Below are 21,162 nucleotides of genomic sequence, written 5' to 3'. Positions count from 1 at the left end.
GCATGGGTCTGGCTGCAGCGTGGCTGATTCGACAGTCGTCTGCCTTGACCGTTTCAAGGTTTATAAATAATACTTTGTGCGGTATTCGGAATCGCAACTTCCTGATTTGCCGGTGTATCTCGGGGAGTGGACTTAAAGGAACAGACAGATGTTGCGCAAACTTGCTGTTAGTCTAGCTGTAGCGGGAGTTCTGGGCGCCACTCAAGCGAATGCGCTTGGGCTGGGACAGATCCGAATCAAATCGGCACTGAACGAACCGCTCGATGCGGAAATTCAGCTGTTGCAGGTGCGTGATCTGGATCCGCAGCAGATACAGCCGCAGATGGCCGATATGAATCAGTTCGCCATCGCGGGGCTGGATCGCTCCCGTCTGCTCTCCGATGTGCAGTTCCAGGTCAACGTCAATCCCAACGGTACCGGAAGCATTCGCCTGACATCCAGGCAGCCGGTACGCGAACCCTTTCTCAATCTGCTGGTAGAGGTGAACTGGCCGAATGGCCGGCTGGTGCGGGAGTACACGCTGCTGCTCGACCCTCCGGTGTTCGAGGCAGCTCCGGTGGCCGGCTCTGCGCCGCCGGTGACCACTGCGGCGACGCGGCCCGCCCCGCCGCAGCCGGCGTTGCCGACGCGTGCCCGGCCGTCGGGACCGGTCGACAACATCCGGACGCGCACCGATCCGCAGACCCAGGTGTTCGTCGAAACCCAGGATACCCTGGGGCAGCTGGCCCGGCGGCATTCTCCCGGTGGCGGCACCGATCTCAATCAGATGATGCTGGCGCTGCAGCGCAAGAATCCCCAGGCGTTCCCGAGCGGCAATATCAACTTTCTCAAGGCGGGGGTGGTGCTGAACCTGCCCAGCCTGGAAGAGGTGCGGGCCATCAGCGCCAGCGAGGCGGCGAGGGAAGTAACGCGCCAGATGCAAAGCTGGCGGGCCGGTCGCAGCGCACCGGCGGCAAGCACGCCTCAGGCGGACGGCTCAAAAAAGCCGGTAGCCCCGTCTGAATCCCAAGCCGCGGCGCCGCCGGCGCCGCAGGCCCAGTTGAAGATCCTCTCGCCCGAGGATCCGAACAGCGGCGAACAGGTACAGGATGAAGCCGGGGCCGCAGAAGCAGGGCAGTCACAACCGGTCGACCCGGAAAAGGCCGAGTTGCTACAGCGCAACGAGGAGCTGGAAAACCAGCTTGCGGTCACCCAGGAGTCCGTCGATCGCATCGAGCGGGAAAATACCGAGCTCAACGACAAGCTCACCGCGATCTCGCAGCAGCTGGAAACCTTGCAGCGACTGCTGGAACTGAAGGACCAGCAGATGGCGGCGCTGCAGAATCAGTTGCAGCAGGTGCAGCAGGCACCTCCCGTTTCGGCTGAGCCATCGGCGCCCCCACCCCCGCCTCCGGCCGGCCTGGTCGATAAACTGATGTCCTCGCCGGCCTATATGGCCGGCATCGGTGCCGTAATAGGCGGCCTGCTGGTCGGCCTGCTCGGTCTTCTGCGCCGTCGCCGGGACGATTCGCAACCCTTCAATGCCGAACCCGAGCAGCCGGCTTCCGCTTCGACAGCGGTGGGTGCGGCCGCTGCGGCCGCGGTTGCCGGCGGTGCCCTGGCGGCCGCCGACGAGGAAGAGCCGGAGGTCGAATCCGGCGTGGCCGATACCCGGGCGGAGGACGCCTCGGCATCGGTGGCGGACGCGGACCTCGATCTGGATATGGATCTCGATCTCGATCTGCCGCTCGACGAGGCGGCCGCAGGTGCTGAGAGGGGTGCAGTCGAGGCCGCGGAGCCGACGTTCGAAGATGACGACTTCGACCTCAGTCTGGACGGCGCCTTCGAGGAAGAAACGCTGCCCGATGATCAGGTTGCGGGTATCGACGAGGATGCCGACGACGAGTTCGACCTGAGCTTCGAGAGCGAGTTCGAGCAGGAGCCTCCGTCGCAGCCGGCCGAGGCCGAGGCGGATGAAAGCTTCGACGACAGCCTGGACGATATTCTCGGCGACGCCGAGGGTGACGAAGAGGAGGCGGAGCGCTCTGATCTGCGTTCCGGCATGGGTCAGCTCGAGGCGTTCGAAACCCTCGATGACGAGCCGGAAGACACCCTCGAAAGCCTGGGGCTGAGCTCCGTCATCGATGCCAGCGAGGTACCGAAAGAGCCCAAGGAAGAGGAAGTCGATTTCTCCCGGAGTGACAGCGCGCAGGGCGTCGATGACAGCGAAGACGATGCCCTCGATTTTCGCCTTAACCAGACGGTCGACATGATTCAGCCGGAGGAGGGCGAGCCCGAGCCGGAAACCGCCCCGCAAAGTGCTGTCCCGCCCGAAGCCCCCGGTGAGGAGGGCCTCGAAGAGGACGGGGAAGGCGCGACGGTGTCGACCGGTGCAGAAGAAGCGCCGGAGGCCGAGCCCGAGGCCGCAGCCGGGACGCCGGAGGACATCGAGGTCCCGGCTGCGGAGGCCGGGGTTTCGTCCGATGAGCCGCTTGAACTGGAGCTGGAGGACGACTTCTACGAGGACGCAGAAGCGTTGGATACCGGGCCCGACGATAGCCTGGAGAGCGCAGACGCGCCCGATGTCGATGCGATACTGGCCGAAGCCGGAGCGCAGCCGGCGTCGGATGAGGCTCAGCCGGAAAACGCGCCCCCGGCCGAGCCGGACGCGACATCCAAAGCCGAAGTCGGGGAGGACGACGGTCTGAGCCTGCACCCGGAGCTCGAAGCGTTGCTGGCCTCCGGCGGCGATGCCTCGGACGACGATGACTTGACGCTCGAGGATGACGAGGCGGTCTCGCTGTCGGATGACGATGCCGATCTGGACGCGATGCTCGCGGAACTGGGTCAGGACTTTCCCGACGAGGCGCTGGACGAAGAGGACGACGACACGCTGATCAGTCCGGTCGAGGAAGAGCTGACCGCCAATATCGCCCATGACCTCGAGTCATCGTTCGACGAGGACTCGGATCTCGACTCCGAACTCGAGGCTCTGCTCGGTTCGGTCGATGACGAGATTGCGCTGGACGAGAGCGAAGCCGAAGATGAGGATCTCGGTCTCGAGTTTCTCGACGGTACCGACGAGGTCGAGACCAAGCTCGATCTGGCCCGGGCCTATATCGACATGGAGGACCGCGACGGCGCCAAGGATATTCTCGCCGAGATTCTGCAGGAGGGCAGTAACCAGCAGCAGCAGGAAGCACGCAAACTGATGGAGAGTCTGGCCTAGGTCAGGCAGTGACTGCCGGGCTGCGCGCCCGGCCATCCCCCGGTCTGTGCCGGGTTTTTCAAGAGCGACAGATGAAGTCTGAAACAGAAGAATCCACGGGGGCGATTTCGATCGCCCCCGTCCGTTATGCCCTCTGTGTCGAATATGCGGGGGCCGCCTATCGGGGCTGGCAGACGCAGAAGGCCGACCATGTTCCCAGTGTTCAGGAAGCCGTCGAGAAGGCGCTGGGCCGGATCGCCAACGAGCCGGTCAGCGTTGTCTGCGCCGGCCGCACCGATGCCGGTGTCAATGGCACCTACCAGATCATTCATTTCGATACCCGGGCCCGACGCGACGAGCGTGCCTGGGTGCTTGGTACCAACAGCCATTTGCCGGACGATATCGCGATTCGCTGGGCCCGTCCGGTCGATGACGGCTTTCATGCCCGTTTCTCGGCCCGGGAGCGACGCTACCGCTATCTGATCCACAGTGCGCCGGTCAAGCCCGCGCTGCTGTCGCGCGGCGTGACCTGGACCTACAAGACACTGGATATCGGGCGCATGAATGACGCGGCCGTCCATCTGGTCGGCGAACACGACTTCACCTCCTACCGCGCGGTCGGTTGCCAGGCCAAAAGCCCCATCAGGGAGGTGCGCTCGCTCGAGGTCTATCGCAGTGGCGAACTGATCGTGATCGACGTGCGGGCCAACGCCTTCCTGCATCATATGGTGCGCAACATCGCCGGCGTGCTGATGAAGATTGGCGCAGGGGAGGCGGAACCGGTCTGGGCCCGGGAGGTGCTGCAGGCTCGGGACCGGCGCGTAGGCGGCATCACCGCACCGCCCTGGGGGCTGTATTTCGTCGATGTCGCCTATCCGGAGGCGTTCGGGTTGCCGCCGTCGGACCTCGGTCCCTATTTCCTCGGTCGCCCGGACTGACTTTGATCCGGCCGATCTGGTACTATCAGTCGTTTTCAGGAAAGGGTCCCAAGTGACGACACGCATCAAGATCTGCGGCATTACGCGTCTCGAAGATGCCCGCGCCGCGGTGGATCTCGGCGCCCACGCACTCGGCTTCGTCTTCTACGAACCCAGTCCACGCCATGTCGCACCCGAGGTGGCCGCCGAGATCATCGCCCGCCTACCGCCGTTCGTGACGACCACGGCGCTGTTCGTCGATGCGCCGCCGGAACAGGTCGCGCAGGTCATGGCGTTGACCGGTATCGACCTGCTGCAGTTTCACGGCAATGAAACCGAAAACGACTGTGTCCGATTTAAACGCCCCTATATCAAGGCGTTACGAATGAAATCAGGCCTTGACCCGGAGGCGGCAGTCGCGGAATATCCCAGCGCCCGGGCGATTCTGCTGGACGCCTACCGCCCCGGGGTCCCGGGCGGAACCGGCGAGGCCTTCGACTGGTCACTGATACCACAGACCCTGCGGTCGGACATCATCCTGGCCGGCGGACTGGGGCCGGACAATGTCCGGGCGGCGGTCGAGCGGGTCCGGCCCTTCGCCGTCGATGTCAGCGGTGGCGTCGAAGCGTCCAGGGGCATCAAGGATCACAACAAAATGAAGCAGTTTATCGAAGAGGTGGCACGTGCCGACAAAAGCTGAACTGGCTGCGCTGATGCAGTTGCCGGATGATCGCGGACATTTCGGTCCCTACGGCGGCTGCTTTGTTTCCGAAACGCTGATCTGCGCCCTGCAGGAGCTGGACCGTACCTACGAGTCCATGCGCCTTGATCCGGCGTTCCAGGCGGAGTTCGATGCCGACCTGGCTCACTATGTCGGCCGTCCGTCTCCGCTCTACTTCGCCGAACGGCTGTCCCGCGAAAATGGCGGTGCGCGCATCTACCTCAAGCGCGAGGACCTCAACCATACCGGCGCCCACAAGGTCAACAACACCATCGGCCAGGCGCTGCTGGCGAAGAAGATGGGCAAGCCGCGGGTGATCGCCGAAACCGGCGCCGGCCAGCACGGTGTGGCCTCCGCGACCGTGGCCGCGCGCCTGGGTCTGGAGTGCAAGGTCTACATGGGCATCGAGGACGTCCGCCGCCAGGCGCTCAACGTCTATCGCATGAAGCTGCTGGGCGCCGAGGTCATTCCGGTGGAATCGGGCACCCGTACCCTCAAGGATGCGATGAACGAAGCGATGCGCGACTGGGTCACCAATGTCGACAGCACCTATTACATCATCGGCACGGCGGCCGGCCCCCACCCCTATCCGAAACTGGTCCGCGACTTTCAGTGCATTATCGGCCGCGAGGCGCGGCAGCAGTGCCTGACCCAGGTCGGGCGCCTGCCGGATGCCCTGGTGGCCTGCGTGGGGGCGGCTCCAACGCCATCGGTCTTTTCCATCCGTTCATCGAGGACGAGGGCGTGCGCATGGTCGGCGTCGAGGCCGGCGGTTACGGTCTCGAGACCGGTCAGCACGCGGCGCCGCTGTCGGCCGGGCGCCCCGGCGTACTGCATGGCAACCGCACCTACCTGATGGAGGATGATGCCGGTCAGATTCTCGGTACCCACTCGGTGTCCGCGGGTCTCGATTATCCGGGGGTCGGTCCCGAGCACGCCTGGCTCAAGGACAGCGGTCGTGCCGAGTATGTCGCCGCGACCGACGAAGAGGCGCTGGCGGCGTTCCGCACCCTGACCCGGGTCGAAGGCATCATGCCGGCACTGGAGTCCAGCCACGCGGTGGCCCATGCGCTCAAGCTGGCCCGCGAGATGGACCGGGACGACGTCATCGTCGTCAACCTTTCCGGTCGGGGCGACAAGGATATTCACACCGTTGCCAGTCTCGACGGCATCGAGTTCTGAGCCAACTGCTGGAGTACAGATTAGACATGAGTCGTATCAAGGACTGTTTCGCCCGCCTCGAGGGTGCCGGGCGCAAGGCGCTGATTCCCTATGTCACCGGCGGAGATCCGGCGCCGGCTGTGACGGTACCGCTGATGCACGCGCTGGTCGAGGCCGGCGCCGACATCATCGAACTGGGCGTGCCCTTTTCCGATCCGATGGCCGATGGCCCGGTGATCCAGCTGGCCTGCGAGCGGGCGCTGTCCCATGGCACCCGGCTGCTGGATATCCTCGAGATGGTGCGCGAGTTCCGGGAGCGGGACAGCGGGACGCCGGTCGTGCTGATGGGCTATCTGAACCCGATCGAGGCGATCGGTTACGGCAACTTCGCAACCCGGGCGAAGGCCGCCGGCGTCGATGGCGTGCTGACCGTCGACCTGCCGCCCGAAGAGGCGGACGACCTGCTCGAGGTGCTAGGGAAAGAAGGTCTCGATGCGATCTTCCTGCTGGCGCCGACAACCGAAGAGTCCCGTATCCGTTCGGTCTGCGACAAGGGCAGCGGCTACATCTACTACGTCTCGCTCAAGGGCGTTACCGGTTCCGCGGCGCTGGATGTGAAGGCGGTGGAGGACAAGCTCGCCCAGGTGCGCCGTCATACCGACATGCCGGTGGGCGTCGGTTTCGGTATCCGTGACGAGGCATCGGCGCGCGCCGTGTCCGAGGTGGCGGACGGCGTTATCGTCGGCAGTGTGCTGGTCAACCGCATCGCCGAACTGAGCGGCACGCCCGACGCAATCCCCGAACAGGTTTCCGGCATCATCGCGGCCATGCGCACGGCGATGGATGCCTGAGAGTTTGGCCCTGTCTGGCCGCTTGGCGGGCTTGACCGCACGAGTTCAGCGGTAAGTCCGAATGGCGGCTGTTGGCAGGGTTGAACGGCAAAACAGTTTTCCCGCACAGCGGATGGAGCAAGATGAGTAACTGGCTGGAAAAAATCGTCCCTTCCCTGGCGCGTAACGCGCAGAACCGGCGCTCGAACGTGCCGGAGGGCCTCTGGAAGAAATGTCCCAAATGTGAAGCGGTCCTGTACCGTCCGGAGCTGGACAAGGCGCTCAACGTCTGCGTCAAGTGCAACCATCACATGCGCCTGGGCGCGCGCAAGCGCCTCGAAGTGTTCCTCGACGAGGGAACGTTGCGCGAGATCGGCACCGATGTCGAGCCGGTCGACCGCCTGAAGTTCCGGGACTCCAAGAAATACAAGGACCGTCTGGCCGCGGCGCAGAAGGAGACCGGCGAGAAGGATGCCCTGATCGCGATGCGCGGCGAGCTCGAAGGCATGCCGGTCGCGGCGGTCGCATTCGAGTTCCGCTTCATGGGCGGCTCCATGGGCGCGGTCGTCGGCGAGCGGTTCGTGCGCGCGGCGAACATCAGTCTGGAAGAGGGGATTCCGCTGATCTGTTTCGCGGCATCCGGTGGTGCCCGCATGCAGGAGGCGCTGACCTCGCTGATGCAGATGGCCAAGACCTCGGCGGCGCTGGAAAAACTGCGCCGTGCCGGTATTCCGTTCATTTCGGTGCTGACCGATCCGGTGTACGGCGGTGTCTCGGCGAGTCTGGCGATGCTGGGCGACCTCAATATCGCCGAGCCCCGGGCGCTGATCGGCTTCGCCGGCCCGCGCGTGATCGAGCAGACGGTGCGGGAAAAGCTGCCGGAAGGTTTCCAGCGCAGCGAGTTCCTGCTCGAACACGGTCAGGTCGACATGATCATCGAGCGCAAGGAATTGCGCCCCCGTGTCGCCTCGATCCTGCGCAAACTGACCCATCAGGACGTGGAGGCGGACGCGTAGCGCCCGCCACAACAGGCGGCCACTCCCGGGCAGCGTGTTCGGGTGTGCCGGCCGCCGTATTTCCGGCCATTGGTTTCCGGTGAATCGATATGCAAGCTGTAACCGAATTGACCCTGAACGAATGGCTGAGCCGAATCGAAGCCTGCCATCCCAGCGAGATCGAGTTGGGTCTCGACCGCATCCGTGACGTTGCCCGGCAACTGGCGCTCGATTTCGGTGCCACCCGCGTGGTCACCATTGCCGGCACCAACGGCAAGGGCTCGACCCAGACATTTCTCGACCGCATCCTTCGCCACGGCGGACACAGCACCGGCTGTTACAGCTCGCCGCACTTTCTGCGCTACAACGAGCGGGTGCGGCTGAATGGCGAAGAGGTATCCGACGGGCTGCTCTGTGATGCCTTCGCGGCGGTCGAGCGCGCGCGCGGAACGACGCCCCTGACCTATTTCGAATTCGGTACCCTGGCGGCGCTGAAGATATTCGCCGATGCCCGGCCGGAGTATCTGTTGCTGGAAGTCGGGCTCGGCGGCCGTCTCGACGCCGTCAATATCATCGATGCGGATGTGGCGGTCGTCACCACGGTGGCGCTGGACCATACCGACTGGCTGGGCGATAGCCGCGAGCTGATCGGCCGCGAGAAGGCCGGTATCTTTCGTGCCGGCCGTGCGGCCGTATGCGGCGATCCGCAGCCGCCGGTGACGGTCGCAGAAGTCGCGACGCAGCTGGGTGCCTGTCTGCATCAGGTGGGGCAGACGTTCAGCTGGCAGTCCGGTGACAGCAGCTGGGACTGGCAGGGGCTCAATGCCCGGGGCGAAGCGGTGGAAATGTCGGGTCTGCCGCTGCCCGCCTTGCCGCTGCCCAATGCGGCGACCGCGCTGCAGGTCCTGCACCTGTTGCCCGACCCAGTGCCGCGCCAGGCAATCGAACGGGGGCTGCAGGACGCCCGGATGACCGGCCGCATGCAGCGCATCAGTCTTGACGGCAGCGACTGCATCCTGGATGTGGCCCATAATCCCGAGGCGGCGGGGTATATCGCGGCGCGTCTTCGCGCAATGCCGGTCAGGGGCAGGCGCCACCTGTTGCTCGGCATGCTCGGTGACAAGGATGTGGCCGGTGTGCTCGCGGCCCTGGCGCCGCTGGCCGACCGCTGGCATCTGGCGGGGCTCGCCGGTGCCCGGGGGCAGAGCAGCGACAGGCTGGCCGAAACGCTTGATCGGGTCGACGATAGCGCCAGCCGGGCACTGTACCCTGACGTCGCCTCGGCATTGCAGGGCCTGCGCGGTGAGCTGACGGCGGACGATCAGGTGCTGATTGCCGGGTCGTTCTTTACCGTGAGCGAGGCGCTGGCGCAGCTGAAACTCGAAGGTTGACCGATGAACGATGGATTCAGACAGCGACTCATCGGCGGGGCCGCCATCCTGGTGGCCGCGCTGGTGTTCTTCCCGCTGGTCTTCGATGGCGAAGGCTACCGGGAACGGCATCTGCCGAGCAATATTCCCGCGGCGCCGGAGTTGCCGGAGGTGGTGACGATCGAACCGCAACTACCGGCACTGCCGGATACCGGCGAGCTGGCGCCGCCGCAGCAGGCACGGGAGATCGAACCGGAACCGGCACCGGAAGTGCTGCCGCCGCAGCCGGCGCTGCCGGACCTGAACTTGCCCGAGGATACGCCGGTGCTCGACGGGCAGAACGTGCCGGTGGCCTGGACGCTGCAGCTGGCGAGCTTTCGCGACGAGGCCAATGCCAAGACGCTGCGCAAGAAGCTGGTCGGGGCCGGTCACAAGGTCTATACACGCAAGATCGGCGATCTGGTGAAGGTCTATGTCGGGCCGGACATCCAGCGCGGCAAGCTTGAAGCCCTGCAGACGGAACTCAAGGAAGACTTCGGCCTCAACGGCATTATCGTTCGTTTTACCACGCAGTGAGCATTGGGTTGTGCAGGACCCTCTGCTAGAATGCGCGCTGATTTCGGGATCCGATCGGAAACATGAACTGGGCTGACTGGACCATCATCGCAATTGTCGCCGTTTCCGGGCTGTTCAGCCTGAAGCGGGGTTTCGTGCGGGAAGCGCTGTCGCTGGCGACCTGGGTGGCGGCCTTTGTCGTTGCCCGGCTGTTTACGGCACCGCTGAGCCTGGTGCTGCAGGACTATATCCAGACCCCTTCGGCGCGTATCGCCGTCGCTTTTGCTATTCTGTTTCTTGCGACCCTTATTGTCGGTGCGATGATCAGCGCCCTGATTGCCGCGCTGGTGCAGGCGACCGGCCTCAGCAGCACCGACCGCATCCTCGGCGTCGGTTTCGGCATCGCCCGCGGCGCGTTGCTGATCGTGGTGCTGGTCGCGCTGCTGGGCATCACGCCGGCGGTGCAGGACCCCTGGTGGCATGAGTCCCGCCTGATCCCTCATTTCATTCAAATGGAGTCCTGGACGCGCGACCTGGCGCAGGATGCAGTACGTGCGATATGGAACGTCGGACGCTGATGGCTCTCCAGACTTTATCTAGGCTTTTCTGAACCCGTTCGAGGTGCGTTGCATGTGCGGTATTGTCGGCATTGTTGCCAAATCCTACGTTAACCAGACGATTTTCGACGCCCTGACGGTGTTGCAACATCGCGGACAGGATGCGGCCGGCATGGTGACCTGTGAAGGGAACCGGTTTTTCCTGCGAAAGGACAATGGCCTCGTCAACGAAGTGTTCCGTACCCGGCACATGAAGCGTCTGGCCGGCAACGTCGGTATCGGTCACGTACGCTATCCGACGGCGGGCAGCTCCAGCTCCGCCGAAGCACAGCCCTTTTACGTCAACTCGCCCTACGGCATCGCCCTGGCCCACAACGGCAACCTGACCAACGCCGAAGCCCTGGCCGAACAGATGTTCCGTGCCGACCTGCGACACATCAATACCACCTCCGATTCCGAAGTGCTGCTCAACGTTGTCGCCCACGAACTGCAACGTCAGGGCAAACTTCGGCCCAGCGCCGAGGATATCTTCACCGCCGTCGAACGGGTGCACGAGCGTTGTACCGGCGGCTATGCCGTGGTGGCGATGATCACCGGTTACGGCATCCTGGCGTTCCGCGACCCCCACGGCATCCGTCCGCTGTGCTACGGCAAGCGCGAGACCGCGCGGGGCTGCGAATACATGGTGGCCTCCGAAAGCGTCGCGCTGGATGTCTGTGGCTTCACCCGTGTGCGCGATATCGAGCCGGGCGAGGCGATCTACATCGATATGGACGGCAATGTCCATACCCAGCAGTGTGCCCGTGACACCTCCTACAACCCCTGCCTGTTCGAATTCGTCTACCTGGCGCGTCCCGATTCCATCATCGATGACGTCAACGTACACAAGTCGCGTATGCTGATGGGCGAGAAACTGGCCGCCAAGGTGCTGCGCGAGCGGCCCGATCACGATATCGACGTCGTTATCCCGATTCCGGACACCAGCCGTACCGCGGCGCTGGAGATGGCCAAGGCGCTGAAGGTCGATTTCCGCGAAGGCTTCATCAAGAACCGCTATATCGGCCGCACCTTCATCATGCCGGGCCAGGTCGAGCGCAAGAAATCGGTACGCCGCAAGCTCAACCCGATCGAAATGGAGTTTCGCGACAAGGTGGTGATGCTGGTCGACGATTCCATCGTGCGGGGCACCACATCCAAGCAGATCGTGCAGATGGCGCGCGACATGGGGGCCAAGAAGGTTTATTTCGCCTCGGCAGCGCCCGCGGTGCGTTACCCCAATGTCTACGGTATCGACATGCCGTCCGCCGAGGAGCTGGTGGCCCACGGTCGCACCGAGGACGAGGTCGGCACCTATATCGGCACCGACTGGATGCTGTACCAGGATCTCGAAGACCTCAAGGACTGTGTCAGTGCCGGCAACGATGCCATCCGTCACTTCGATACGTCGGTCTTCGACGGTCAGTACATCACCGGCGATGTCGACGGCGACTACCTGGCGCGTCTCGAGGCCAAGCGCAACGATGCGGCCAAGGCGGGCGACGGTCCCGAGTCGGAGAGCAACTCCTCCAACGACCTGCACAACAAGATTGAATAACAGGGGAACGCGCGGCATGAGCAACTTCGAGCGCGAAGAACGCATTCAGTTCGATCCGGACGGCTGTGAATTCTCGACACTGGCGGTGCGCGCGGGGCAGCGTCGCACCAGCGAGGGCGAGCACGGCGACCCGATCTTCACCACCTCCAGCTTCGTCTACTCCAGTGCGCGGGAGGCGGCGGCCCGCTTCGGCGGCGAGGAGGAGGGTAATATCTACTCCCGTTTCACCAACCCGACGGTGCAGGCGTTCGAACGCCGCATCGCGGCGCTGGAAGGCGGCGAGCGCGCGGTCGCGACCGCCTCCGGCATGGCGGCGATCCTCAGTGTCGGGCTGTCGCTGCTGAAGCAGGGCGATCACCTCGTCAGCTCCCGCAGCGTATTCGGCTCCATCGTATCGCTGTTCGACAAGTACCTGAGCCGGGCCGGCATCGAGACCACCTATGTGGATCCGACCGACAACGACGCCTGGCGTGACGCAGTCCGGCCGGAAACGAAGCTGTTTTTCCTCGAGACGCCTTCGAACCCGCTGGCACAGCTGGCCGATATCGAGGCCTTGGCCGAGATTGCCCACGAGCACGGCATACTGCTGGCGGTCGACAACTGCTTCTGCACCCCGGCGCTGCAGCGCCCGCTGGACTTCGGCGCCGATATCGTCATCCATTCGGCGACCAAGTTCCTCGATGGCCAGGGACGCTGTGTCGGCGGTGCCGTGGTCGGCCCGGACAGGCTGATGGAAGAGGTATACGGCTTTATCCGTACCGGCGGCGCCTGCATGAGCCCGTTCAACGCCTGGGTGTTCATGAAGGGGCTGGAAACCCTGAAGCTGCGCATGGAAGCCCATTGCCGCAGCGCACTGGCGCTGGCCCGCTGGCTCGACGGGCAGGAGGGGATCGACCGGGTCTACTATGCCGGCCTCGAAGACCATCCGCAGCATGCGCTGGCCATCAGGCAGCAGCAGGCCTTCGGGGCGGTGGTGTCATTCGAGGTCAAGGGCGACCGCGATGCGGCCTGGCGCTTCATCGACGCGACCCGGATGCTGTCGATCACCGGCAATCTCGGCGATGCCAAGAGCACCATCACCCACCCCGGCACCACGACCCACGGCCGCATGACGCCGGAAGACCGTGCCCGCGCCGGTATCCGCGACAACCTGATCCGGGTGTCGGTCGGCCTCGAGGACCTTGAGGATCTCAAGCGCGACCTGGCGCTGGGGCTGGCGGCGGTTTGATTTCGCGGCGTTTTCAAACCTGAACTAGAACGTAGGTTGGAATGATGCCCCGAAGGGGCGAATTCCGACGGGGTATTTCCCGGAATTGGAAACCCGGAATTCGCTTCGCTCATTCCAGGCTACGTACGGTTCTATTCATGCGCCAAACAGCGCCTCGACCCGGTGCAGGGCGCCGCTGGGTCTGAGGATGCTGCTTTTCAGGCAAAAGGTATCACAGTCGAAACGGAAGCTCCGGCCGTAGAACTGCTCGGCGACCCGCTCCAGCACCGGGATCAGCCGGTGCCTGTCGCAGCGTCCGAGGGTGACGTGGGCATGAAAACGCCGCTGTTCGCCCTGAATGCCGACCTGGCGTAAAGCGCTCTGGATGCGGCGCTGCAGCTGTTCCAGCGCCGGAAGCTGATCGATGCCGAGCCAGATCACGCCGGAGCGGAACTGGCCGATGCCCTGGCAGCAAAGCGTCATCGGTTCGAACTCGACGGTCTCGAGAGCCTCGAAGATATCCGGCAGCCGCTGGTCTGGCTGGTCGCCGAGGAACTGCAGCGTGATGTGCAGGTGCTCCGGCGGCGTCCATTTCAGGTGACGCACCGGGATCTGAAGCCCGGCGATGGTATCCTGAAGCTCGCCCGGCAGATCGATGGCGACGAATAGGCGCATATACAGAACTCCTGGCGACTTTCCGAAGATTGGGACACTGTAGGAGCTCGCTCTGCGAGCGAATCCTTTCTGCCGGCGGCTCGCCCATAGCGTGGGCGCCTGCGTTCCGGTGGCGCCCGCGAATCTCCAATCCTTATAATAAGCGTTTTTCTTGATATCGAGCCTGCAATGAAAATCATCCTCGCACCGATGGAGGGCGTGGTCGATCCGGTGATGCGCGATGTGCTGACCCGCATCGGCGGCATCGACCTCTGTGTCACCGAGTTCGTCCGAATCAGCGACCGGCTGCTGCCCGAGCATGTGTTCCACAAGCTCGCGCCGGAGCTGAGCCGCGGCGGACGCACCGAGGCCGGCGTGCCGGTGGTGGTGCAGCTGCTCGGCAGCGAGCCGCAGCTGATGGCCGAGAATGCCGTGCGTGCGGCCGAACTCGGCGCGCCCGGCATCGACCTGAATTTCGGCTGTCCGGCCAAGACGGTGAACAGGAATCGCGGCGGGGCCGTGCTGCTCGATACGCCCGAGGATATTCACGCTATCGTCGCGGCGGTGCGCCGTGCCGTGCCGGCATCGATTCCGGTGACCGCCAAGATGCGCCTGGGCAACCAGGACAAGGCACTGGCGTTCGACAATGCCCGCGCGATCCGCGATGCCGGTGCCGATGGTCTCGCTGTCCATGCCCGCACCAAGCTCGAGGGTTATCGGCCGCCGGCGCACTGGGAGTGGATTGCCCGAATTCGCGAGACGGTGCCCGGGCTGCCGGTGGTGGCCAACGGCGAGGTCTGGAGCTGGGACGACTATTGCCGCTGCCGCGAAGCCAGTGGCTGCAGCGACGTGATGATCGGACGCGGGCTGGTGTCGCGGCCGGATCTTGCCCGTTCCATCAGGCGGCGGCTTGACGGGCGGCCGGAAGAGTGCCTCAGCTGGTCGCAGATGGAGCCGATTCTGCAGGGCTATTTCGAGCGCATGGTCCGGGAGATGGCGCCGGGCTATGTCCACGGGCGACTGAAGCAGTGGCTCAACCAGATGAAAAGACATTATCCCGAGGCCGAAGTGCTGTTCGGCCAGATCAAGCGGCTGCGCGAACTCGACGCCCTGCGACGGGTGCTCGGGCTGCAGACGGTCGCCGCCGCCTGATACCGGCGCGGCCGGAACGCGATTCGGGGCCCGCGGGCGCAAAAGATCACGCAGTCCGGCTACGCAAGGCGGGGTGCAGCTGCACCGGCAGACGTTTCGGCCCCCGGTGCCGGGGCGCGCCTCGAAACGGCCCGGCAGGCGGGTGCCGCAGCCGAGGCAGCAGCCGCTCTCGTCCAGGCCCCAGTGCCCGAGCTGATACCAGTCCCGCTCGATCAGCAGGGCGCCACAGCTGCTGCACCAGGTCGAGCTGCCCTCGCGGTCATGCACATTGCCCGTATAGACGTAGTGCAGCCCGGCATCCATCGCGATCTTCCGTGCCCGTGTCAGGGTCGCCTGAGGGGTCGACGGCTTGTCGAGCATCTTCCAGTCCGGGTGAAAGGCGCTGAAATGCAGCGGTACGTCCGGCCCCAGGTTATCCATCAGCCATTGGCTCATCGCCGTCAGTTCGCTGTTCGAATCGTTTTCCCCGGGAATCAGCAGGGTGGTGATCTCGAACCAGACATCGGTCTCGTGGCGCAGGTACTTCAGGGTATCGAGAACCGGCGCCAGCTCGCCGCCGCAGATCTTCTTGTAGAAGTGTTCGGTAAAGGCCTTGAGGTCGACGTTGGCGGCGTCCAGGTGGCGGTAGAACTCGGCCCGCGGCTCGGGGCAGATGTAGCCGGCGGTGACCGCGACGGCCTTGATACCCTGCTCGCGACAGGCATCGGCCACGTCCATGGCATATTCCATGAAAATTACCGGATCGTTGTAGGTGAAGGCGATCGAGCGGCAGCCCAGGCGCTCGCAGGCCTCGACCAGATCCTGGGGGAGGCGGAGTCGGCCAGGGTATCCATCTGCCGGGATTTGCTCATGTCCCAGTTCTGGCAGAATTTGCACGACAGGTTGCAGCCGGCGGTGCCGAACGACAGCACCGGGGTGCCGGGCAGGAAATGATTCAGCGGTTTTTTCTCGATCGGGTCGATGCAGAATCCACTCGAACGGCCGTAGGTGTAGAGCATGATCTGATCGTTCTCGCGGCCGCGCACGTAGCAGAGTCCGCGCTGGCCTTCGCTGAGCTTGCAGAAGCGCGGGCAGACATCGCACTGAATCTTGTCGCGTTCGACGCGATGCCAGTAGCGGGTTGGCACCGGCTTGAATTCATCGCCTTGCATGACGCTCTCCGTTGGTTAACTGCTTAAAGAATAGACAATCGCATGTGCGTCCGCGCTCAATCGCGCAGTTGCTTTCGTCGCTATGCGAGTGCCGGCGGCTGACTATAATTTAGGCATTCTGAACGGGAGGAACGATCATGCAGATACGTCCGCCGGCCGTGGCCGGTGTCTTCTATCCCGATGAACCCGCCGCGCTCGAACGACTGGTCGACCGCCTGCTCGATGACAATCCGCACCGTGGCCAGGCGCCCCGTGCTCTGGTGGTGCCCCACGCGGGGCTCGTCTATTCCGGCCCCGTCGCCGCTCATGCCTACAGCCTGCTGCGCCCCTGGTGCAACCGATACGACAGGGTCCTGCTGCTGGGGCCGAATCACCGGGTACCGCTGGCCGCGATGGCGGTGCCGACGGCCGAGCGTTTTTCCTGCCCGCTGGGCGAAATGGCGCTCGATACCGATCAGATCGAGCGCTGGGTCGCCCAGGGCCTGCTGCAGTACGATGACGAGCCCCACCGGCTGGAGCACTGTCTCGAAGTGCAGCTGCCGTTTCTGCTGCGCCTTAAAACGGACTGGACCCTGATCCCGGTCGTGGTGGGGCAGGTCGAGACCGAAGCGGTTGCCCGGCTGGTCGGCGAAGGGCTGGACAGCCCCCGCACCCTGGTGCTGATCAGCAGCGATCTGAGTCACTACCATGGTTACGATACCGCGCGGCGCATCGACAACGTCACCTCGAGGCGCATCGAGGGGCTGCAGCCGAGCCTGTCCCCCGAGCTGGCGTGCGGCTGTTATGCCCTGAACGGTCTGCTGTACGCCGCAGCGAGGCGCGGTCTTCATGTCGAGCGGCTCGACCTGCGCAATTCCGGGGACACCGCCGGCCCCCGGGACCAGGTGGTGGGCTATGGCGCCTACAGCGTCCACTGAGCCGTCGCGGCCCCTGCGAGACAAATACAGCGCGTCCGAACGCGCGCTGTTGCTGAGAACGGCCCGGGCGGCGATTGCCCGGGGGCTCGAAACCGGCGAGCCGGAGATGCCGGACCCGGAAACGGCACCGCAGGCGCTGCGATGCCCGCGCGCCTGTTTCGTCACGCTGAAAAAGCAGGGCGAGCTGCGCGGCTGTATCGGCAGTCTCGAAGCCAGCCGCCCGCTGCTGTGCGACGTGGCAGTGAATGCCTGGCATGCTGCGACACGGGATCCGCGCTTTGCACCCGTGACAGCCGAAGAGCTGCCCGGGCTGCAGATCGAGCTGTCGATTCTGACGCCACTGGAGCCGCTGGTGTTTCGCGATGAACAGGACCTGCTGGCGCAGATCGTTCCGGGGCGGGACGGGCTGCTGCTCCAGTATGGCCGGCGCCGGGGTACTTTCCTGCCGTCGGTCTGGGAACAGCTGCCGGAACTGGGCGCGTTCTGGGCCAATCTCAAGCACAAGGCCGGCCTGGCGTCCGATTTCTGGCATCCTGACCTGCGCTGCTGGCGCTATCGGGCGATCAAGGTTGTGGAGGCCGAACAGGGGGTACCGGTCAAGCAGAATCTGCTGGCCGGGTTGCCCCAGCGGCTGGACGAGGAGCGTTTCGAGCCGTTGCTCAAACGCAAGGGGCTGCGCCTGGAGCGTATCCTGTCGTTTGGCCAGAGTACCCCCGATGGCCAGTGGTACGACCAGGCGCAGGACGAGTGGGTGCTGTTGCTGCAGGGTGAAGCCGAACTCGAATTCGAGCAGGGACGGCGCCTGGAACTGGAGCCCGGGGACGCGGTGATGCTGCCGGCCCGCTGTCGCCACCGGGTTGCCCGGACCCGTCCCGGGCAGGTGACGCTGTGGCTGGCGCTGCACCTGAATGCGGAGGAGAGCGATGAAGACGAATGAAAGGCTCGAAGTCGTCGAGGGCGATATTACGCGTCTCGATGTCGATGCGATCGTCAATGCCGCCAACCAGAGCCTGTTGGGCGGTGGCGGCGTCGATGGCGCCATACATCGTGCCGCAGGTCCCGAGTTGCTGGCCGAATGCCGTACGCTGGGCGGTTGTGCCACCGGTGAGGCGAAACTGACGCAGGGCTACCGGCTGCCGGCCCGATGGGTCATCCATACCGTGGGGCCGGTCTGGCACGGCGGCGGCAGTGGCGAACGCGAGCTGCTGGTCAGCTGCTATCGCCATGCGATGGAGTTGGCGCGGGAGCACGGGATGAAGTCGCTGGCGTTTCCGGCGATCAGTTGCGGCGTCTATGGCTATCCGCTGAAGGAAGCGGTCAGGATAGCGGTCGCAACGGTGCGCGAGGAGCTCGAAGGCATGGAGGACCCGCCGCGGGTGCTGTTCTGCTGCTTCGGCGATGAACTGGCTCAACTCTACCGCAAAGAGCTGGGCGAGGCGTAGGGTGGAATGAGCGTGCGAATTCCACCAGATGATTCAGACCGCACGGGTTTTGATTCTGCCACCCGGTGGAATTCGCCTTCGGCTCATTCCACCCTACGCAGTGTCGATACAGGGCGCGAACAGCAAAAGGAGTTGGCGTTTAAACCCCTTCGATCTCGATCGTGCGCGGTTTCATCGCTTCCGGGATCTCGCGCTCGAGGTCGACGTGAAGCAGGCCGTTGTCGAGGCTGGCGCGTACCACCTTGACATGGTCCGCCAACTGGAAGCGTCGCTCGAAGCTGCGGGCGGCGATGCCCTGGTAGAGGTACTTGTGCTCTCCGGTGTCCTGCTGTTTCTTGCCGACGATCATCAGCATGCCCTGTTCGCTCTGGATCGAGAGCTCGTCATTGCGAAAGCCGGCGACGGCCATGGTGATGCGGTAATGGTTCTCGTCGAGCAGCTCGATATTGTAGGGCGGATAGGCCGGCTGGCTCTGCTCGTTGCGGCTGGCGTTGTCGAGCATCGAGGCCAGGCGGTCGAAGCCGATGGCGGAACGGTAAAGCGGGGACAGGTCGAAGTCTCTCATCTGCATATCCTCATGGAGCAATATGATGGTGCAGCCCCGGGGCCTTCGGGGAGCGCAGACCTTCATCGAAGCGACTGCGTCCTGATACCTATATGAGGACTTGGAATGCGGATTCAAGCCTTGGGGTCGAACCGGTCCGGGTCGTTGGTGATCGAGACGTCCACGCTGCGGGTGGGGATGCGGAAGTCGTAGATCCGCTCCCAGTCGGCCCCGGGCACCCGTTCCCAGACGGTGCCGGCGTTGTAGGCCAGCTTCTCTTCGAGGCTGTCATCGAGGGCGTAGAGCTTTTCCAGCGCCACCGGCAGCAGGTTGGTGATCTCGTCCTCGAGAAAGCTGTCGTCCTCGTAGCCGGTAAAGAGCCGCCAGCCGGTATCGTTGAGATGCTCGGGTACGGTCTTGTACATGAAGCGCACCGGCAGCTGCTCTTCGAATACCAGTCGCGAGACCAGGGCCAGAAAGCCGTTTTTGGTCTGGTTGGTGTCGCCGCTGGCGGGGGTGTCGGTTTCGGACATGGGGCCTCCTGCTAGATTGCCGGGGTATTGTACTTCAAACCGCCACGTTGTTCTCCTGGATGTAGGGTGCTGGTGAACGAAGTGAACCGCACCGCCATACTCAGCGATCGGTGCGCTTCGCTTGCTGGCAATGTCCAGGTGCAGAGCGCCTGCTGGATTCCCGTTCCGGAGGATCAACCATTCGTCAATAAATCGACCGTGGGCCAACGCGCCGTAACCGGCGCGTTGGATATGGACAGATCACCACCGCCTCAAGGATTTGCGCACGTCACCCACACCTGTTGGGCGTCGTCCGGGAGTCCTGCCTCGCCGCAATTGTATTCCCAGCCCGGCGGATCGACATCCAGGATAGGCCGGTCGATGACCGCCCTAATGGAGAAGAAGCTCTTGCAAGCACCGCCTCCCCCGAGGACGATGTCTCCCTCGTTGCAGAAGACTCTGTCCGTGAAGCCCGTCATGCGTGTATAGATATTGCCCGTGTCGATGACGCCCGGCGGACCCTGATCACCCGTATCGCCCTTGGGTCCCTTGGTGCCGGTGTCGCCCTTGTCACCCTGATCGCCTTTGTCGCCCGTTTCTCCCTTCGCCCCTTGCGGACCGATCTCGCCGAACGCCACGGGGAAATCATCGGAGAGCCCCGCGCCGGTCTGCACCGCCAGCAGATAATCGCCGGGGGGAGCGCTATGAGGCCCAGGTCGCACTCGATGACGTTGATCTGTGACAGACTGCAAAGTTCCGTGATCTCATCCGGACCTTCTCCCACACCTTCGGGTCCACCCAGCCAGACGAATATCTCGTCATTGCCCTTCGGACTGAAGCCATCGCCGAAGATCGAGAGGAGGCCGGAAAGGGAATCGACGTGAGCCTCCCTGATGCTGGGCCCGGCGGGAGTAGCGGCCATGGCGGGAGCGCCGTGGATGCAAAGTGCGGTCAGAACGAAAGCGGCCATTCGCTGATTGAACAGGTTCATGTCATGGTCTCCCGTTTTGACTGCGTTAGGGTCGGAGGCAGATTGCGTAGACTTGCGACGGATTCACCTGGTCGCCGAACAACTCTCCGCAGTTGAAACTCCAGCCCTGCTGATCGCCGATGAAGATGGGGCGGTCAACTACCACTCTCTGGGAGAAATTCGCGCAGGCTCCGCCCCCTGCGATGATCGTGTAGCCCGGACCGCAGAGCACCTGTGTGTCTCCGTTATCCGAAAACTCATAGCTAGGGTTTGGCATTTGACTGTTTGGGTCTGTATCGAATTGAAAGTCCGCTCCCGCCGCTCCGGTGTCGCCCTTGTCTCCCTTGGGCCCTGTGTCGCCTCTATCGCCCTTGTCCCCCTTTTCGCCTTTGTCGCCCTTCTCTCCCTGCGGACCCATCGCGCCGTAAGTCAGGGAGATGTCGGCGGAACGCCCTTCGCCGGTCTGGACCGTCAACAGGTAATTCGCCGGGGATAGCGCGATAGAGAACAGGTCGCACAGGATGAGGTTGTTCGTCGGTTCGGCGGCGGCACACAGCGCCGTGATGTCCTCCGGCCCTTCCCCGATGCCCAGAGGGCCACCGAGCAGAACACGAATACCGGGATTTCCTTCAGGCATGAACCCATCGCCAACGATCGTAAGGCTGTCGTCCACGAAATCGATACGGGCCTCGGTAATGATGGGGCCGACAGTCGGATCTGGTGGTG

At 64.0% G+C, this 21,162-nt stretch carries 20 protein-coding genes and 2 pseudogenes; 15 read left to right on the top strand and 7 right to left on the bottom strand.

Annotation, left to right across the window (positions count from 1 at the left end; all coding sequences use genetic code 11):
• Positions 1 to 148 precede the first annotated feature (148 nt).
• The 11 genes and pseudogenes from ACFQDL_RS27980 (at position 149) to ACFQDL_RS27930 (ending at position 13,115) form a co-directional block, all read left to right on the top strand.
• Positions 149 to 3,208 carry a motility hub landmark protein FimV gene (locus ACFQDL_RS27980; RefSeq protein ID WP_379911924.1) on the top strand — a complete coding sequence of 1,020 codons (3,060 nt, stop codon included), beginning with the start codon at positions 149 to 151 and terminating at the stop codon, positions 3,206 to 3,208.
• A gap of 71 nt (positions 3,209 to 3,279) precedes the next feature.
• A complete protein-coding gene (gene truA / locus ACFQDL_RS27975) occupies positions 3,280 to 4,125 on the top strand; it encodes a tRNA pseudouridine(38-40) synthase TruA (protein ID WP_379911922.1) in 846 nt (281 codons plus the stop codon).
• Between the two features lie 52 nt (positions 4,126 to 4,177).
• Positions 4,178 to 4,804, top strand: a complete 627-nt coding sequence (locus ACFQDL_RS27970) for a phosphoribosylanthranilate isomerase (protein ID WP_379911920.1) — start codon at positions 4,178 to 4,180, stop codon at positions 4,802 to 4,804.
• Positions 4,805 to 4,817: 13 nt separating this feature from the next.
• Positions 4,818 to 6,007, top strand: a pseudogene (gene trpB / locus ACFQDL_RS27965) (tryptophan synthase subunit beta).
• A 26-nt stretch (positions 6,008 to 6,033) separates the two neighbouring features.
• Positions 6,034 to 6,837 carry a tryptophan synthase subunit alpha gene (trpA, locus tag ACFQDL_RS27960; RefSeq protein WP_379911918.1) on the top strand — a complete coding sequence of 268 codons (804 nt, stop codon included), beginning with the start codon at positions 6,034 to 6,036 and terminating at the stop codon, positions 6,835 to 6,837.
• A 122-nt stretch (positions 6,838 to 6,959) separates the two neighbouring features.
• On the top strand, positions 6,960 to 7,832 hold the full coding sequence (gene accD / locus ACFQDL_RS27955; protein ID WP_379911916.1) for an acetyl-CoA carboxylase, carboxyltransferase subunit beta: 873 nt from the start codon (positions 6,960 to 6,962) through the stop codon (positions 7,830 to 7,832).
• A gap of 89 nt (positions 7,833 to 7,921) precedes the next feature.
• Positions 7,922 to 9,202, top strand: coding sequence for a bifunctional tetrahydrofolate synthase/dihydrofolate synthase (gene folC, locus ACFQDL_RS27950; protein ID WP_379911914.1), 1,281 nt, complete (start codon positions 7,922 to 7,924; stop codon positions 9,200 to 9,202).
• Between the two features lie 3 nt (positions 9,203 to 9,205).
• Positions 9,206 to 9,757, top strand: a complete 552-nt coding sequence (locus tag ACFQDL_RS27945; RefSeq protein WP_379911912.1) for an SPOR domain-containing protein — start codon at positions 9,206 to 9,208, stop codon at positions 9,755 to 9,757.
• Positions 9,758 to 9,819: 62 nt separating this feature from the next.
• Complete coding sequence (locus ACFQDL_RS27940) at positions 9,820 to 10,314, top strand: CvpA family protein (protein WP_379911910.1); 495 nt, start codon at positions 9,820 to 9,822, stop codon at positions 10,312 to 10,314.
• A 52-nt stretch (positions 10,315 to 10,366) separates the two neighbouring features.
• The gene (purF, locus tag ACFQDL_RS27935; protein ID WP_379911909.1) at positions 10,367 to 11,887 is read left to right on the top strand and encodes an amidophosphoribosyltransferase; all 1,521 of its coding nucleotides are present in this window, start codon (positions 10,367 to 10,369) and stop codon (positions 11,885 to 11,887) included.
• Positions 11,888 to 11,903: 16 nt separating this feature from the next.
• Positions 11,904 to 13,115 carry an O-succinylhomoserine sulfhydrylase gene (locus tag ACFQDL_RS27930; RefSeq protein WP_379911907.1) on the top strand — a complete coding sequence of 404 codons (1,212 nt, stop codon included), beginning with the start codon at positions 11,904 to 11,906 and terminating at the stop codon, positions 13,113 to 13,115.
• A 135-nt stretch (positions 13,116 to 13,250) separates the two neighbouring features.
• Here the strand turns inward: ACFQDL_RS27930 and thpR are convergent, their stop codons facing one another.
• Positions 13,251 to 13,769: an RNA 2',3'-cyclic phosphodiesterase gene (gene thpR, locus ACFQDL_RS27925; RefSeq protein ID WP_379913401.1), complete on the bottom strand. Its 519-nt coding sequence runs from the start codon at positions 13,767 to 13,769 to the stop codon at positions 13,251 to 13,253.
• A 168-nt stretch (positions 13,770 to 13,937) separates the two neighbouring features.
• Between thpR and ACFQDL_RS27920 the strand changes: the two genes are divergently transcribed.
• Positions 13,938 to 14,900 (top strand): tRNA dihydrouridine synthase, encoded by a 963-nt coding sequence (locus ACFQDL_RS27920; RefSeq protein WP_379913399.1) that lies wholly within the window; start codon positions 13,938 to 13,940, stop codon positions 14,898 to 14,900.
• Between the two features lie 153 nt (positions 14,901 to 15,053).
• On the opposite strand, the pseudogene amrS reads toward ACFQDL_RS27920, so the two are convergent.
• Positions 15,054 to 15,677: pseudogene (amrS, locus tag ACFQDL_RS27915) on the bottom strand (AmmeMemoRadiSam system radical SAM enzyme); the annotation flags it as partial.
• Positions 15,635 to 16,051: a hypothetical protein gene (locus tag ACFQDL_RS27910; protein ID WP_379911905.1), complete on the bottom strand. Its 417-nt coding sequence runs from the start codon at positions 16,049 to 16,051 to the stop codon at positions 15,635 to 15,637. The gene ACFQDL_RS27910 and the pseudogene amrS, both read right to left, overlap by 43 nt.
• 137 nt (positions 16,052 to 16,188) lie before the next feature.
• Between ACFQDL_RS27910 and amrB the strand changes: the two genes are divergently transcribed.
• Genes amrB through ACFQDL_RS27895 form a run of 3 tightly spaced genes read left to right on the top strand, consistent with a single transcriptional unit; the run spans position 16,189 to position 18,410 of the window.
• Positions 16,189 to 16,968, top strand: coding sequence for an AmmeMemoRadiSam system protein B (gene amrB, locus ACFQDL_RS27905; RefSeq protein ID WP_379911903.1), 780 nt, complete (start codon positions 16,189 to 16,191; stop codon positions 16,966 to 16,968).
• Entirely contained in the window at positions 16,946 to 17,905 is a 960-nt protein-coding gene (gene amrA, locus ACFQDL_RS27900; RefSeq protein WP_379911901.1) for an AmmeMemoRadiSam system protein A, read from the top strand. Before amrB ends, amrA begins: the two co-directional genes overlap by 23 nt.
• The gene (locus ACFQDL_RS27895) at positions 17,892 to 18,410 is read left to right on the top strand and encodes an O-acetyl-ADP-ribose deacetylase (RefSeq protein WP_379911899.1); all 519 of its coding nucleotides are present in this window, start codon (positions 17,892 to 17,894) and stop codon (positions 18,408 to 18,410) included. Before amrA ends, ACFQDL_RS27895 begins: the two co-directional genes overlap by 14 nt.
• A 139-nt stretch (positions 18,411 to 18,549) precedes the next feature.
• Here ACFQDL_RS27895 and ACFQDL_RS27890 read toward each other — a convergent pair whose 3' ends face one another.
• The 4 genes from ACFQDL_RS27890 to ACFQDL_RS27875 all read right to left on the bottom strand — a co-directional run bounded on the left by ACFQDL_RS27890 (position 18,550) and on the right by ACFQDL_RS27875 (position 21,109).
• Positions 18,550 to 18,975 carry an Hsp20 family protein gene (locus tag ACFQDL_RS27890; RefSeq protein WP_379911897.1) on the bottom strand — a complete coding sequence of 142 codons (426 nt, stop codon included), beginning with the start codon at positions 18,973 to 18,975 and terminating at the stop codon, positions 18,550 to 18,552.
• A 113-nt stretch (positions 18,976 to 19,088) separates the two neighbouring features.
• Positions 19,089 to 19,487 (bottom strand): immunity protein Imm33 domain-containing protein, encoded by a 399-nt coding sequence (locus ACFQDL_RS27885; RefSeq protein WP_379911895.1) that lies wholly within the window; start codon positions 19,485 to 19,487, stop codon positions 19,089 to 19,091.
• A gap of 251 nt (positions 19,488 to 19,738) precedes the next feature.
• Positions 19,739 to 20,140 carry a hypothetical protein gene (locus tag ACFQDL_RS27880; RefSeq protein WP_379911893.1) on the bottom strand — a complete coding sequence of 134 codons (402 nt, stop codon included), beginning with the start codon at positions 20,138 to 20,140 and terminating at the stop codon, positions 19,739 to 19,741.
• A gap of 342 nt (positions 20,141 to 20,482) precedes the next feature.
• Entirely contained in the window at positions 20,483 to 21,109 is a 627-nt protein-coding gene (locus tag ACFQDL_RS27875; RefSeq protein ID WP_379911891.1) for a hypothetical protein, read from the bottom strand.
• Between the last annotated feature and the right edge of the window lie 53 nt (positions 21,110 to 21,162).

Source organism: Marinobacterium aestuariivivens, from assembly GCF_042661465.1.
Taxonomy (GTDB): domain Bacteria; phylum Pseudomonadota; class Gammaproteobacteria; order Pseudomonadales; family Balneatricaceae; genus Marinobacterium_A; species Marinobacterium_A aestuariivivens.
Note: the sequence above shows the minus strand (reverse complement) of the source record. Positions and strands in the feature narration are given on the sequence as shown.

Coding starts and splice junctions, on each gene's coding strand:
- ACFQDL_RS27980 (WP_379911924.1), top strand. CDS start 149: ATGTTGCGCAAACTTGCTGTTAGTCTAGCTGTAGCGGGAGTTCTGGGC.
- truA (WP_379911922.1), top strand. CDS start 3,280: ATGAAGTCTGAAACAGAAGAATCCACGGGGGCGATTTCGATCGCCCCC.
- trpA (WP_379911918.1), top strand. CDS start 6,034: ATGAGTCGTATCAAGGACTGTTTCGCCCGCCTCGAGGGTGCCGGGCGC.
- accD (WP_379911916.1), top strand. CDS start 6,960: ATGAGTAACTGGCTGGAAAAAATCGTCCCTTCCCTGGCGCGTAACGCG.
- folC (WP_379911914.1), top strand. CDS start 7,922: ATGCAAGCTGTAACCGAATTGACCCTGAACGAATGGCTGAGCCGAATC.
- ACFQDL_RS27945 (WP_379911912.1), top strand. CDS start 9,206: ATGAACGATGGATTCAGACAGCGACTCATCGGCGGGGCCGCCATCCTG.
- ACFQDL_RS27940 (WP_379911910.1), top strand. CDS start 9,820: ATGAACTGGGCTGACTGGACCATCATCGCAATTGTCGCCGTTTCCGGG.
- purF (WP_379911909.1), top strand. CDS start 10,367: ATGTGCGGTATTGTCGGCATTGTTGCCAAATCCTACGTTAACCAGACG.
- ACFQDL_RS27930 (WP_379911907.1), top strand. CDS start 11,904: ATGAGCAACTTCGAGCGCGAAGAACGCATTCAGTTCGATCCGGACGGC.
- thpR (WP_379913401.1), bottom strand. CDS start 13,769: ATGCGCCTATTCGTCGCCATCGATCTGCCGGGCGAGCTTCAGGATACC.
- ACFQDL_RS27920 (WP_379913399.1), top strand. CDS start 13,938: ATGAAAATCATCCTCGCACCGATGGAGGGCGTGGTCGATCCGGTGATG.
- ACFQDL_RS27910 (WP_379911905.1), bottom strand. CDS start 16,051: ATGCAAGGCGATGAATTCAAGCCGGTGCCAACCCGCTACTGGCATCGC.
- amrB (WP_379911903.1), top strand. CDS start 16,189: ATGCAGATACGTCCGCCGGCCGTGGCCGGTGTCTTCTATCCCGATGAA.
- amrA (WP_379911901.1), top strand. CDS start 16,946: ATGGCGCCTACAGCGTCCACTGAGCCGTCGCGGCCCCTGCGAGACAAA.
- ACFQDL_RS27895 (WP_379911899.1), top strand. CDS start 17,892: ATGAAGACGAATGAAAGGCTCGAAGTCGTCGAGGGCGATATTACGCGT.
- ACFQDL_RS27890 (WP_379911897.1), bottom strand. CDS start 18,975: ATGAGAGACTTCGACCTGTCCCCGCTTTACCGTTCCGCCATCGGCTTC.
- ACFQDL_RS27885 (WP_379911895.1), bottom strand. CDS start 19,487: ATGTCCGAAACCGACACCCCCGCCAGCGGCGACACCAACCAGACCAAA.